This window comes from Candidatus Litorirhabdus singularis, assembly GCF_026262625.1.
GTDB lineage: Bacteria > Pseudomonadota > Gammaproteobacteria > Pseudomonadales > Halieaceae > Litorirhabdus > Litorirhabdus singularis.
The window spans coordinates 374155-387782 of sequence record NZ_SHNN01000002.1 but is presented as its reverse complement, the minus strand read 5'-3'; the positions used below and the strand labels follow the sequence as shown (position 1 = coordinate 387782).

General features: G+C 54.0%; 11 protein-coding genes. 3 read left to right on the top strand and 8 right to left on the bottom strand.

What is annotated here, in order from left to right:
• Together EYC98_RS10170 and EYC98_RS10165 are read left to right on the top strand one after the other, a co-directional pair.
• Positions 1-1113: a JmjC domain-containing protein gene (locus tag EYC98_RS10170; protein ID WP_279245234.1), complete on the top strand. Its 1113-nt coding sequence runs from the start codon at positions 1-3 to the stop codon at positions 1111-1113.
• Positions 1106-1624 carry a DUF7931 domain-containing protein gene (locus EYC98_RS10165; RefSeq protein ID WP_279245233.1) on the top strand — a complete coding sequence of 173 codons (519 nt, stop codon included), beginning with the start codon at positions 1106-1108 and terminating at the stop codon, positions 1622-1624. Before EYC98_RS10170 ends, EYC98_RS10165 begins: the two co-directional genes overlap by 8 nt.
• 18 nt (positions 1625-1642) lie before the next feature.
• Here the strand turns inward: EYC98_RS10165 and EYC98_RS10160 are convergent, their stop codons facing one another.
• The 6 genes from EYC98_RS10160 to EYC98_RS10135 are packed head-to-tail and all read right to left on the bottom strand — an operon-like array spanning position 1643 to position 10158.
• The gene (locus tag EYC98_RS10160; protein WP_279245232.1) at positions 1643-1969 is read right to left on the bottom strand and encodes a Rieske (2Fe-2S) protein; all 327 of its coding nucleotides are present in this window, start codon (positions 1967-1969) and stop codon (positions 1643-1645) included.
• Between the two features lie 32 nt (positions 1970-2001).
• Complete coding sequence (gene meaB / locus EYC98_RS10155) at positions 2002-2964, bottom strand: methylmalonyl Co-A mutase-associated GTPase MeaB (protein ID WP_279245231.1); 963 nt, start codon at positions 2962-2964, stop codon at positions 2002-2004.
• Between the two features lie 30 nt (positions 2965-2994).
• Positions 2995-5154 carry a methylmalonyl-CoA mutase gene (scpA, locus tag EYC98_RS10150; protein WP_279245230.1) on the bottom strand — a complete coding sequence of 720 codons (2160 nt, stop codon included), beginning with the start codon at positions 5152-5154 and terminating at the stop codon, positions 2995-2997.
• A gap of 15 nt (positions 5155-5169) precedes the next feature.
• On the bottom strand, positions 5170-5580 hold the full coding sequence (gene mce / locus EYC98_RS10145) for a methylmalonyl-CoA epimerase (protein ID WP_279245229.1): 411 nt from the start codon (positions 5578-5580) through the stop codon (positions 5170-5172).
• A gap of 10 nt (positions 5581-5590) precedes the next feature.
• On the bottom strand, positions 5591-8398 hold the full coding sequence (locus tag EYC98_RS10140; protein ID WP_279245228.1) for an ATP-binding protein: 2808 nt from the start codon (positions 8396-8398) through the stop codon (positions 5591-5593).
• A 32-nt stretch (positions 8399-8430) separates the two neighbouring features.
• On the bottom strand, positions 8431-10158 hold the full coding sequence (locus EYC98_RS10135; protein WP_279245227.1) for an acyl-CoA carboxylase subunit beta: 1728 nt from the start codon (positions 10156-10158) through the stop codon (positions 8431-8433).
• Between the two features lie 312 nt (positions 10159-10470).
• Here EYC98_RS10135 and pabB point away from each other — a divergent pair, with 312 nt between their 5' ends.
• Positions 10471-11832, top strand: coding sequence for an aminodeoxychorismate synthase component I (gene pabB, locus EYC98_RS10130; protein WP_279245226.1), 1362 nt, complete (start codon positions 10471-10473; stop codon positions 11830-11832).
• Between the two features lie 18 nt (positions 11833-11850).
• On the opposite strand, the gene thrH is transcribed toward pabB, so the two are convergent.
• Positions 11851-12468 (bottom strand): bifunctional phosphoserine phosphatase/homoserine phosphotransferase ThrH, encoded by a 618-nt coding sequence (thrH, locus tag EYC98_RS10125; protein WP_279245225.1) that lies wholly within the window; start codon positions 12466-12468, stop codon positions 11851-11853.
• Between the two features lie 93 nt (positions 12469-12561).
• Entirely contained in the window at positions 12562-13536 is a 975-nt protein-coding gene (gene cysB / locus EYC98_RS10120; RefSeq protein ID WP_279245224.1) for an HTH-type transcriptional regulator CysB, read from the bottom strand.
• Positions 13537-13628 lie beyond the last annotated feature (92 nt).

The following is a 13628-nucleotide window of genomic DNA, read 5'->3' as shown; positions in this document are numbered from 1 at the left end:
ATGCAGCTGCAGAACTTCAATGCACAAGAGTTTCTGCAGACCTACTGGCAGCGTCAACCGTTAGTCATTCGGCAGGCACTGCCGCACTTTCAAGTCCCCTTGGACGCCGACGAATTAGCCGGGCTAGCAATGGAGCCAGAAGTAGAGTCACGGCTAGTGACCACAGCGCCTGATTGGCCGCTTCGACATGGCCCCTTTGCAGAGCAGGATTTTGCGGGTGAAGGCAGCTGGACCTTGCTGGTGCAGGCGGTGGACCACTATGTTCCAGAGGTGGCTGAGCTGCTGCGGCTTATCCGTTTCTTGCCTAGCTGGCGGGTGGACGATGTGATGATGAGCTACGCAAACGACGGCGCCAGTGTCGGCCCTCACTACGACAACTACGACGTATTTTTACTGCAGGGTGAAGGCCAACGCGAATGGCTATTGGGCCAGCAGTGCGACGCCAACACGCCACTGCTACCGCATACCGAATTGCGCATACTAAAAGAATTTGAGCAGAGCGCGGCCTATCTACTAGAGCCCGGAGACATACTCTACGTACCCCCTGGATTGGCCCATTGGGGCATTGCCCGCGGCGAATGCACAACATTTTCACTGGGACTGCGCGCACCACAGCTTGCCGAGCTGATGTCGCGGCAGGTAGATCAAGCGCTGGAAGCACTAAAACCCGAGTTGTTCTACCGCGACGCGCAATTGGCGGTTGATCCGCTACCGGGAGAGATTACCACTGCAGCTTTAGAACAAGCCCGCGCGCAATTGAGTCAGCTGTTGCAGACAGGCAGCAGCGACGCACGTTGGCTGGGCGAACTGGTCACCGAGCCACGCTATGAGTCGGAACCCGTTCAGCCGCTGCCAGATCAGACGGAGTTTGTCGAACCAACGCTTCACGTCACTGCCGGTGCTCGATTGGCCTGGTCGCAAACCATTGGAGACTTGTTGATATTTGCAAATGGGCAGACGATTCCAGCGTCTTCAGCCTCGAAAGAGCTGATAATCAGCCTCTGCGGTGCGCATAAAATCCTTCCCGCTGAACTGGAATTATTGCGCCAACTGCCGCAGAATCAACGTTTAATCACAGAGTTGTTACACACTGGTTGCGTTTACTATGAGTGATCCTGACAATCCCGATACAAATCACAATATCCCCGCGGGCAGCAGCGAGCCGGTTAGCTATCCGGTGGAGTTCACAGAGTGCTGCATTGCGTTGGCTAAGGCAGCACAGAGAAAAATACGCATCTATAGTCCAACGCTTGAGCACGCCGCTTTCGATAGTCAGGATCTGGCAGGGGCTTTAGCCGGGCTAGCCAGACGGTCGCGCGCCTGCGACATTCGTATTCTTATCAGTGATTCTCGGGCAATGGTGAATCGAGGGCATAGACTGCTATCGCTGTCGCGGCGCCTGCCCAGTATTGTGAACATCCAGAAACTCGCTGAACACCCGGAACTGCCCACCGATATTTTTATGCTCAGTGATAGCATCGGCTTGGTTTACAAGCCGCTGGATGCTGATCAGGCATTCTACGCGCCGGAACAGCGCGCCAAGGCACAGGGCTATGCGGAACGTTTTGACGCGCTGTGGAACCGCAGCCAGGCGGACAACGAACTGCGAGAATTACGTATCTAGCTGTCCTTAGCGCGCTCCTCAGTGCGCAGTTTCATCCCACATAACGCCTAGTTCATTGCCCTCATAATGCACCGGCCAAACCCGCAGACCCCGGCACGGCTCTTCGCTGGCATAAATAAGATCGCCTGCGGGTAAACCAAAGCGGTAGCCGTGTAGGCCACAGCGAACTTCTCCGGCGTCAATCGTGGCTAAGTCCAGAGGGTGTTCCCGATGCGGACACTGCGCTTCAAATACATAATGCTCACCAGCGCGCTGCACCAGCACTACATCCTGAAAGCCGAGTCGACGATGAGCCGTATAGCCATCGGACATATTGATGAGTTTTTCCAGTGCTATGAAACGCATACGCAAACAGTGCCGGGTTCGCTAACAGAGTGTTACAGGCAGTCTATAATTTTCCGCGCTGCCGTGTAAGGGGTAATGGACTGATCCAGAACCGCCCGTTCGAGTTCCGGCATCAGCTCACGCGCGGTGCTGTTTTGCTGCAGTCGCAATTGCAGAAACTCGTTGATCAAATGTCGCATCCAGTCCCGGGCCTGACGCTGACGCTTGGCAGTGAAATCATTGTTAGCCCGAGCCTGTTGCTCATAGTCGAGTACCATATCCCACACCGCGTCTATGTTTTCATCCTGCAGTGCCGAACAGCTCATCACCTGCGGCGCCCAATGCAAGGCATGGCGCATCAGAGTCAGTGCCGCCGTATAGTGTCTGCGCGTCTGCATCGCCAGATTCACGCTTTCACCATCGGCCTTATTGATCACCAGCGCATCTGCAAGCTCCATAATGCCCTTCTTGATACCCTGCAGCTCGTCACCGGCGTTGGGTAGCATTAGCACCATAAAGAAGTCGACCATGGCGGCCACTTCGTATTCTGACTGTCCTACCCCCACTGTCTCGACGAGAATAACGTCATAACCGGCAGCTTCGCACAGCAGCATAGTTTCGCGGGTCTTTTGGGCGACACCACCTAGCGCGCCTTCTGAGGGTGATGGCCGGATAAAGGCGTCTTCACAACGCGATAGCTCTTCCATACGAGTCTTGTCGCCAAGAATAGAACCACCTGCCAGCGGCGAACTGGGGTCAACCGCCAGCACAGCCACTCGCTTGCCTTGCTTGATTAAATGCAGGCCAAAAGCTTCAATGAAGGTAGATTTACCGACCCCTGGAATGCCGGTGATACCGATACGGATGCTACTGCCGCTGTGGGGTAGCGCAGCCTCGAGCAACAGCTGGGCCCGCTCTCGGTCAACATCGCGTTTACTCTCGACTAGCGTAATGCCTTTCGCCAGCGCTCTACGGTTGCCGCTGCGCAGGGCCTCAAAGTCAATGCCGCTGACCATATCGCTGCTCTCTCCCGAACTGTGCCAGACTCAATCGCCCTGGGCTGCCTTTACTGCCGCCAACACTTCGCGCGCACATTGCGGTATCGGCGTGCCTGGTCCGAAGATGCATTTCACGCCCGCTTCGTACAACCCATCATAGTCCTGGCGTGGAATGACCCCGCCAGCGATAACAATAATATCTTCGGCACCTTCTTGTCGCAGCGCCTCTACCAACTCGGGCACCAGCGTCTTATGACCCGCGGCAAGCGATGATGCACCAACCGCATGTACGTCGTTTTCGACGGCCTGCCGGGCCACTTCTGCTGGCGTTGAAAACATAGGTGACAGATCAATATCAAAACCAACATCGGCGAACGCGGTGGCAATGACTTTGGCGCCACGATCGTGTCCATCCTGACCCATTTTACAAACCAGCATACGTGGACGCCGACCATACTCCTCAACGAAGGTATCGATGTCGCCACTAATACCCTGCCAGTCCTCGTCTTCGTGAAAAGCCGCACCGTAGATACCAGAAACAGTCTGCGACTGGGCCTTGAAACGCCCAAACTCTCGCTCCATAGCGTCTGATATCTCGCCGACAGTGGCACGCCTGCGGGTTGCTTCAATAGCCAACGCCAACAGGTTACCTTCGCCACTGTGAGCGCATTGGTATATCTGCTCAAGAATTTCGTCTATCGCACTCTGGTCACGGGCCGCTCTAATTTCAGCCAGTCTGGCTACCTGCGAGTCACGCACTGCATCGTTGTCTATTTGCAGTATCTCAACGTCTTCTTCTTCGTCGAGGATATATTTATTGACCCCAACGATGACGTCATCGCCGCGGTCAATACGCGCCTGCTTACGCGCGGCAGCTTCCTCGATGCGCAGTTTTGGCAGACCCGTCTCAATCGACTTGGCCATGCCGCCCTGCTCCTCAACTTCTTCAATCAGCTCCCATGCCTTATCCGCTATTTCCTGCGTCAGGCTTTCCATCATGTAGGAGCCGCCCCAGGGATCGACCACGTTGGTAATGCCGGTTTCTTCCTGAATGATCAGCTGCGTATTGCGCGCAATTCGCGACGAAAACTCGGTAGGCAGCGCAATGGCTTCGTCTAACGCATTGGTATGCAGTGACTGAGTGCCGCCAAATACAGCTGCCATGGCTTCAATGGTTGTGCGCACCACATTGTTGTAGGGGTCTTGCTCGGTCAGTGACCAGCCTGAAGTCTGACTATGGGTTCGTAGCATGGCGCTTTTCGGGTTCTTGGGATTAAACTCACTAACGATGCGTGTCCACAGCAGACGTGCCGCGCGCATTTTGGCAATTTCCATATAGAAGTTCATGCCAATGCCCCAGAAAAACGACAACCGGGGCGCAAACTGATCAATATCCAGGCCAGAAGCCAACGCGGTGCGAATATACTCTTTGCCGTCGGCCAGGGTATAAGCGAGTTCAAGTGCAGCATTAGCGCCAGCTTCCTGGATGTGATATCCGGAGATGCTGATCGTATTGAAGCGCGGCATGTGCTCAGTACAGTAGGCGATAATATCGCCAATAATTTTCATACTCGGCGCGGGCGGATAAATGTAGGTATTACGGACCATGAACTCTTTAAGGATATCGTTCTGAATGGTCCCTGCCAGATCGGCCTGGCTGACACCCTGTTCTTCTGCAGCCACGATGTAGCCAGCCAACACCGGTAGGACCGCGCCATTCATGGTCATCGATACCGATACTTTATCCAGCGGTATAGCATCGAACAATATCTTCATATCCTCAACCGAATCGATCGCTACGCCTGCCTTACCCACATCACCGGTAACCCTTGGATGGTCGGAGTCATAGCCGCGGTGAGTGGCCAAATCAAACGCCACTGACACACCCTGCCCACCAGCGGCCAGCGCCTTGCGATAAAAAGCATTGGACTCTTCTGCCGTGGAAAACCCGGCGTACTGCCGAATAGTCCATGGGCGCCCTGCGTACATAGTGGCCTGCGGGCCTCGTACATAAGGAGACATGCCCGGCATGGTGTCGGTGTACTCGAGGTCTTCGATATCCGCAGCCGTATACAACGGTTTAACGTCTATGCCCTCGGCAGTCTCAGACACCAAGGTGTCGGGTGACTTACCTTTCATCTGCTTCGCTGCCACTTGCGCCCACTGTTCAGGCGTTGTGTTGGCTTTATCGTAAATTGAATCACTCATAATATTGCTCTCGCCCTAGTGCTCAGCTGCAGGCTGATTAAGTTCAACCAAAACCCCGTCGCAGCTCTTGGGATGAATAAAGATAACTCTGGAATTGTGCGCGCCCGGGCTCGGTTCATCGGCCAGGAACTGATAGCCCTTGGCCTTGAGGCGCTCTATATCCTCTTCCAGGTTGTCGCTGCGGAAACACAAATGATGCAAGCCTCCGGGCTTCTTCTCCAGGTATTTGGCTATTGCCCCCTCGCCTCGCAGCGGATGCACCAGTTCAATATTAGTGGGGGGCAATGGGAAAAAAGCGGTGGTGGTTTTTGCCGCCTCCACGTCTTCCGTGCCGTCAAAAGGGAGACCGAAATCTTCCATAAACCGTTTGATGGCCTTGTCCAGGTCGGGGACGGCTATGGCTATATGATCAAGAGCTGTAATCATCGATAAATCCTCAGTGCATACTTTCTACAAATTCGTTGGTCACAACGCGGCGGCGTGCACGAACATCATCCGGCGACTCGATTACTACCACTTCATCAGGCGTGATTTTGAACAGCGGCTGCCCCTTGGAAATGATCACGCCATCACCTTCAACTAATACGGCGTCTACTGTGCCAGAAAATGGCGCGTAAACCTTATTGAACATCTTCATGACTTCAACGATGTAGAGTGGGTCACCTGCTTCAAAATGCTGACCCAGTTCCACATAGGCCTCATGCTCTGGCGTTTCGCGCGGATAGAACATACCACCGCTGGCTGCCAGAATCTCATCCGAACTCGCCATAGGCGGCGGCGCCAGTACCTTGGCCATAAGATCCTGCAGCTCTGTGTCGAGCAGTCGCTCTGGAATATTGATGGTCAGATCCGGGTTCACCGTGAGATCGAAAAAACCGGTGCTGGCTGCAATGAACGGCAATACTGCCAAGATATCCATACCGCTTTGGAAGCCGAGATGCGCTGCCTGTATCGAGACCCAGAGCTCTTCATCCTGACCGACCTCGGCTGCACTAAGCTGCAGTTTAGCCTGCACATCAGCCCAGCTCTGGACCTGCAAGCGCTCGCTCAATTGCGCGTAAAAATCCAAGGCTGCCTGCAACAACTCATGATCGTGGTCCCAGATAACCTGCGCCGCGGGCAGGTCGTCACGATACTCCATATCCAGAAAATAATAGGTGTCAGCCAGTAATTGGATGGGATTAACCAGCCACTCAATACCACCGCCCTGGAGCTTATAGTTGTGTTGGTTTACCGACAGCCACCCTGCCATCACATGTGGCTCTGCCAGCAGTTCTGCCAGCGGTCGGCGCAACAGGGAGTATTTGCTCTCCAGTGTTTGTTGATACGCCGCTCGAGCGGTTTCTGGCTGGTGTTCCAGGGCCGCCTTACCCAAGCGATCGTAAGCCAACACCAGGTCAATGTTATTCGCCAGTCGCTTGAGTTCACCCACGGCCGTCAGGTACGGCACGATAAAGCGGGTCGTGGGTCGAGCATTGATATTCTGGCCAATAAACCAGTTGACCAACCCGTAGTGAAACTCGAGGTTGGTAGCAAGATCGCGTCCACTAAGTTTGGTGCGCCGAATCACCTCGGCCATACGCTGATAAGTCTGTAGCCGGCTTTCGCCTTCGGTCAGCAGCAGTGCAATATTTGAATCATAGGCGCCCGCTAGTGTGTACTTCATAAACACGTCGGTATCGGGGTTATGCAGGCTTATGCCCTGGTCATCCCTGATCTCACCCGCAGACGCATCTGACCAATATTCGATGACGCCGCCAGCATTGGGGCGCAGAGCCTGATTGGTGGCGTTAAGGCGAGCCTCTACCGTGTCATTGCTACGTAAAACACGCTCGGGCTTGGGCATGTGTGGTCCGTGCGCTGCCAGCAACACCATGGTCTCTACCAATGAGTTAACCACAAAGCTGTCTTCTGCATTGTCCGGATTACTAAAACGCAGCCCGTAGCACAATTCCGATACCCGGTGTTCAACTTGAATACGGGTATTCATTTCCATAAAGAAATGCTTATCCCGATCCACGATACATTCAAAGGTAGATACTGAATCCAGTCCTACAGCTTCGCCAAAGCGCTCAGCTTCGGTCTCCATGCCTCGCAGCGTCACCAGGTCCTGCGCCAGCACCTCTGCTTCCTGCTCACGTCCGCCAGCTACTGCATCTTCATGCGCACGCGACAAGCTCTCCTGCGTAACCGATACTTCCAGAAGCTTCTGCTCATGCATCTGCAGCGAGCAGTCACGACCACCGAGTGACAACGACCATTGGCCGTTACCCAGCACCTGGATTTCCTGATGTCGAGTTGTTTCAATATTCAGCTCGACCAGCACGTTCTTGTTATCACCAACGCCAGTGGTCTTCACTTCATTTAAAATTTCGCGCACCATTTCTGGTGTTTTTGCCGCCTCGCCTATGGCTAATATACGCTGGCCCTTGCCGCCGCCGCCACTAATCGCCTTCAGGCGAACACGGTTCTGCGGGTACTCCGCTGCCATCCGCTCTACCGCTTCAGTCAGCGTCTCGGCCAGTTCATCGACGGTATAAATATCGATGCCCTTTTTGTAGGAAGCGGCTAGCACCAAGTCAGCGCGCGCTTCAAGGCTTAAAGTTTCATCATCAAGTCCTGCAACAGTGAGGCCATGCTCTTGCGCCAGCGCCTGTAATGCGGCTGTATCAGGATGCTTCTTCAGCAGCGTCAAAGCAGTTCCGTTATCAATGCCGGGGGTCACACTAACACCGACCTGAAGCGCGGTACGCTTGGCTTCATCCTTGAGCCCAGCATCATGCACGGTGCGGGAACAAGGGCCGATGAAATTAAGACCGGCGCCTTCCATAGCGGCGACCATGGCTTCGTCTTCTGCCATGAAACCGTAGCCAGCAAAAATACTGTTGTAGCCGTTGTCGCGAGCTATACCGATGATCTGCGCAATACGTTGATTACGCTCTTCCTTGTTGGCACCTGAGTAATCAGGAACCCGGTGGACCCGGTCAGGGTCGGTGAATTGACGTAGCTCGGGAGCCAGCGCATTACGATAGACAATGCTGTCTTTCTCGGACAGCAGTATGCCGAAGTGGCTAATGCCCATTTCGGTAAAGACATCCATCGCTTCCTTACGGATCGGACCGCGGCAAATAATCAGCGGACGCAGATGCTCACAGGAAAACTGACGCACCCAATTGGAGGAGTGGTTGGCCAGTTGTCGATCGGCGTGAATGAGAGGGTTATTCAGATAAAAGTCGTTGGACACGGTTGTTTCCTTGTAGGCTACCGGGTGCTGTTTTAGTGAAATTCACGCTGCGTGCCAGCCATCGGTTCTGGCTGGTAATGACGCAGATGAAACTCCATGTTCTCTGTGAGTACCTGACGCAGTTCTGAGGGCATGACAATTTGTGAGATCGAACCAAGACTGAGCGCCTCATTCGGGTTCATCAATTCGCGCTCGTAGCGCACGGCCAATTCCTGTTCCTGTACCTTGACCCAATCCTCAACCAACGCCTTGGCATTGGCCGCGGCCTCCGCTTTGCTGAGGCCGGCATCAAGTTGCTGCTGCTCAGCCTCTGCCACTCGAGACTTCACAGCGCCGCGAATAGCGCGCAGTTCATCTTTGTAAACATACTCCACGCCAGCCGGACCCATAACTGCCAGACGAGTGGTGGGCAGAGCGACTACAAAATCTGCACCAGTGGGGTAATTGTTGTAAGAAGCATAGGCGCCGCCAAAGGCGTTACGCACCAACACCAGGAAGCGTGGTGTGCGCAGATCCACAATTGAATCAAGCATGGCACGTCCGGCCTGCACGATGCCGCCCTCTTCCTGTTCACGCCCCGGCAGAAAGCCAGTAGTGTCTTCCAGGAAAATAACCGGGATGTTGTAGAGATTACAAAAGCGTATAAAGCGCGCGTTTTTGTAAGCAGCGCCAATATCAATTTGGCCGGAAGCCACCGCGCTATTGTTCGCCACAAAGCCGATAACGTTACCGCCCATTCGACCCAGAGCCGTCACCGTATTGCGTGCCCTGTCTGGCTGTATCTCAAGAAAATCACCGTGGTCGCACAGCTGCTGGATCATTATGCTGATATCAATGGGCGTATTGAAACCTGTGGGCGAGTTAAAAGCCTTCTTCAGCAGGATGTCGATATCCCAGGTTTTGCGAGTCACGGGGTCGGACGATCGCTGGTGCGGCGCCAACTCGCCGTTGTAGCTCGGCAAATAGTTGAGCAATTCACGCACTTTTTTCAGTGCCGCCACTTCATCGGGCACTACAAAATCGTTGACGCCGCTCTGGCTGTGCACCTTGGGGCCACCCAACTCGTCCGGGGTAACATCCTCACCCAGCACCGACTTCACCACTCCCGGGCCGGTCAGACCAAAGAAGGTATCGTTGGGTTGGATTAGGAAACTGCCTTGGCGCGGTAAGTAGGAGCCACCGCCGGCATTAAACCCGAACATACACATGATACTGGGTACGACACCAGATATTTTACGCAATGCGGTAAATGCATCGGCGTAGCCATCAAGGCCGCCAACGCCAGCCGGGATATAGGCCCCGGCGCTATCGTTTAAACCTACCAGCGGTATCCGACGTTTTGCAGCAAGCTCAAAAAGTCGTGCCAGTTTCTTGCCGTTGGTGGCATCCATAGAGCCGGCACGGACGGTGAAGTCGTGACCGTATAGCGCCACATCTCGACCATTAACCTTAATAATTGCGGTAACCAGCGATGCCCCGTCCAGATTCGGCCCCCAATTCTGATAGAGAATGGTAGGTTCCTCGTCGGTAAGTACCGCGATTCGCTCCCAGATTGTCATCCGCTGCTTCTGGTGCTGGCGCTCTATCGCCTTCACACCGGCAGCTTGCCTGGGCTTCTGTTGCAGTTCGTAGCCAGCTTTCAGCGTCTGTTCATAGAGACCTGGGGTTGTTGCCACCTGCCCCGGCACCGAAAACTCCATATCGGTGGCTTCGGCAAAGGGGTTTTGCAAAGTCGCGAGCACGGTTTTGTCACTGCACATAGAATCTATATTCCTGGTTCGTAATGCCCCGACATAGTCAGTGGAAAGCTCTGCCCGGCACTGCTTAACAGCACCTAAGGACGCGGGACGGTTGCATGTTAGTGCCGCTGCGCATAGGATGCCTAGCGACCACAGAAACGGCGGCTAACTTTAAGTAAAAGAGCCATTAAAGTCAATCTGAGGACGGCGAAATTAAGCGTAGGCTGCGACGTAGAATTGGTGTGCTCACCGCTTACATCTAACGTTTTGCGTAATATTATTTGAATATTTCTACGCATAGTAATATTAACCTCAATGGCACCTTGCTTGAGTATGACCGCCAATACCGTCTTTTTGCAGGAACTACCGTATCAGCCCGACAGCTGCGCTGTGTTCGAACGGATCCGCGACCTGCCGGGGGCTGTCTTTCTGGACTCGAGCTTTCCCCACTGTCAGGCCGGTCGCTACGATATTATCACCGCAGATCCTGTTCATACAGAATCGATAAAGCTATCTACCTCAAATAGTTACGACGCAGTTGTCAATTCATTCGAGGAACAGAGGCAGCTCCATCGTGAGCTATTCGGCGGGATATCAGCACCCGCAGAGGACCTGCCGTTCTACGGTGGTGTCGCGGGCCATTTACCCTACGAGGCTGGCAAGCCGCTGCAACACCTCCCTACCAGCAATGCTGCCGCCGGCCAGCTGGGCTACTATCTCTGGTCTGTGGTTCAGGATCACCTGCGACAACGCTGCACCTTTGCCGCCCTACCAGCCCTACCCCAGCGTCAACGCGAGCAACTTCTGCGAGCTCTACGTCAGCCCCTAATCAGCAAGCCAAAGCCGTTCCAGCTGCAGGAGGATTTCTCATCCAACTTCAGCGCCACGAGCTATCGAGACGCATTTCGAAGCATTCAGCGCTATATTCTGCAAGGCGACTGCTATCAGGTGAATCTGGCGCAGCGCTTCAGCGCAGATTACGAGGGAGACGCATGGAGCGCCTATCGACTGTTACGTCCTCTCGCGGCCGCGCCATTTGCCGGGTTTATGCAGCTGAGTGACGGGGAGCAACTACTGTGTTTATCCCCGGAGCGCTTTCTTAGCCTGCACGGCCACACGGTAGAAACTCGACCAATCAAAGGCACCAGACCGCGCCACGCAGATCCTGGCGCGGACGCCCTCAGCGCCAACGAGCTTAGGCACTCGCCTAAAGACCGCGCGGAGAACTTGATGATAGTGGATTTGCTGCGCAACGATTTAGGGCGTAGCTGCGTCGCCGGAAGCATTCATGTAGAAAAGCTCTTTGAGCTGGAGAGTTTTCCCACGGTGCACCATCTGGTCAGCACTATTAAAGGCGAACTACTGCCCGATCGCGATGCTTACACCTTACTGCGCGACTGCTTTCCCGGCGGATCGATAACAGGTGCACCCAAGCGCCGGTCTATGGAAATTATTGAAGAACTGGAACCTGATCAGCGTCGGGCCTATTGCGGCTCGCTGTTCTATATTAGCCCGGATGGACGTATGGACAGCAATATTGCGATCCGCACATTGCAAACTCAGGCCAGTAAAATGTTGTGCTGGGGTGGCGGCGGCATCGTCGCCGACTCAAACTGGGAGCGCGAATATCAAGAGACTTTTGACAAGGTGGGTACCTTCTTAAGCGCGCTGGAAGCCACTCAGGCCACCGAATAGGCGGCCTCTACCGCTATGTCAGGAGGGTATATCGCGCTCTGAGGCTGCGATAATTAATTGTTTCAGCTCATCGTATTCCTGCACCGCAGCGTATTGCGGAAACTCATCAATCACGTTTTGTGGTGCATGAAACAAAATGCCCACGTCGGCCTCTTCGAGCATTGTTGTATCGTTATAGGAATCACCTGCCGCAATGATGTGATAGTTCAGACTGTGAAAGGCCTTTACGGAGGCGCGCTTGGGGTCTTTCTGACGGAGTTTGTAGTCACTGACACGACCATCTGCCTCTACCACCAGACGATGGCAGAACAGTGTTGGCCAGGATAACTGACGCATCAAAGGATGGGAAAACTCATAGAAAGTGTCTGACAAAATAATCAGTTGGAAGTGTTCACGTAGCCATTCTACAAACTCTATGGCACCTTCCAGCGGAGCCATGTCAGCTATAACCCGCTGTATGTCATCTATCTTAAGCCCATGCTGATCCAGCAAAGCCAGACGTTGGCGCATTAACACATCGTAGTCAGGGATATCGCGGGTAGTCGCTCGCAGTTCATCAATGCCTGTTCTTTCGGCAAATTCTATCCATATTTCAGGTACCAGAACCCCTTCCAGATCAAGACATACCAGTTCCACAGACGAATTCCTCAGGCTACTTTAAAGGCGCACACAGTAACGATTAAGCATGATTTTGACAAGTGAAAGTGCGCCTGCACCGCCGCCCGGAATTTATAACGTAGGCAGCTGCTGTTGCGAAAACAAACGGTCGAGTTCCGCACGACTGGAGCAGGCAAACGCCCGATCGACAAGGTCACGATTCAGGTGCGGCGCAAATAACTCTATAAAGCGATACATATAGCCGCGCAGGAAAGTCCCGCGTCGGCAACCAATGCTGGTGATACTCGGGGCAAACAGGTGGCTTGCGTCCAGCGCAATCAGGTCTGCATCAACCTTTGGGTCGTAGGCCATGTGAGCCACAATCCCTACCCCAAGCCCCAAACGCACATAGGTTTTTATGACGTCGGCATCAGCAGCGGTAAACACAACCTTGGGCGAGAGCCCTTTGGAAACAAAAGCCTCATCCAGACGCGAGCGACCGGTAAAGCCAAACACATAAGTAATCAGTGGCTCCGCCGCCACTTCTTCCAACGTTACCCGGGATGACTGCGCCAGCGGGTGGTCGCGGGGAACCAGGATACATCGATTCCAGCGATAGCAAGGCATCATAACCAGGTCACTGAACAGCTCCAGCGCTTCGGTAGCAATCGCAAAATCAACGGCCCCATCGGCGGCCATCTCTGATATCTGCATCGGCGTGCCCTGATGCATATGCAGGGCCACATCAGGGTAGTGATCTATAAACTGACTGATACTGTCAGGCAGCGCATAGCGCGCCTGTGTATGGGTGGTTGCTACCGAGAGACTGCCCTTTTTCTCCTCACTGAACTCTTGCGCGACCGACTTGATGTTTTCCACCTTGCGCAATATTTCTCCCGCGGTGCGCAAGATTTCTTCACCCGCAGGTGTCACATGCGTCAGGTGCTTACCCGAGCGGGAAAAAATCTCTACCCCCAATTCATCTTCCAGCAAACGAATCTGCTTACTGATACCAGGTTGCGAGGTAAACAGGCTTTGTGCCGTGGCGGATACGTTGAGATCGTGATGCGCCACCTCCCAAATGTATCTAAGCTGCTGTAGTTTCACTGGGCACTCCGCAAGTAAACAAGGGTGTTCTCCTTATAAAGAATAGCCATTAACAGGGCAAAAGCAAATCAACTTTGGGCATAACAGCAAAG

Bases quoted from the DNA above. Each gene is read 5' to 3' on its own strand.
- pabB (WP_279245226.1), top strand. From the start codon at position 10,471: ATGACCGCCAATACCGTCTTTTTGCAGGAACTACCGTATCAGCCCGAC.
- EYC98_RS10135 (WP_279245227.1), bottom strand. From the start codon at position 10,158: ATGTGCAGTGACAAAACCGTGCTCGCGACTTTGCAAAACCCCTTTGCC.
- scpA (WP_279245230.1), bottom strand. From the start codon at position 5,154: ATGAGTGATTCAATTTACGATAAAGCCAACACAACGCCTGAACAGTGG.
- mce (WP_279245229.1), bottom strand. From the start codon at position 5,580: ATGATTACAGCTCTTGATCATATAGCCATAGCCGTCCCCGACCTGGAC.
- EYC98_RS10170 (WP_279245234.1), top strand. From the start codon at position 1: ATGCAGCTGCAGAACTTCAATGCACAAGAGTTTCTGCAGACCTACTGG.
- meaB (WP_279245231.1), bottom strand. From the start codon at position 2,964: ATGGTCAGCGGCATTGACTTTGAGGCCCTGCGCAGCGGCAACCGTAGA.
- EYC98_RS10160 (WP_279245232.1), bottom strand. From the start codon at position 1,969: ATGCGTTTCATAGCACTGGAAAAACTCATCAATATGTCCGATGGCTAT.
- EYC98_RS10165 (WP_279245233.1), top strand. From the start codon at position 1,106: ATGAGTGATCCTGACAATCCCGATACAAATCACAATATCCCCGCGGGC.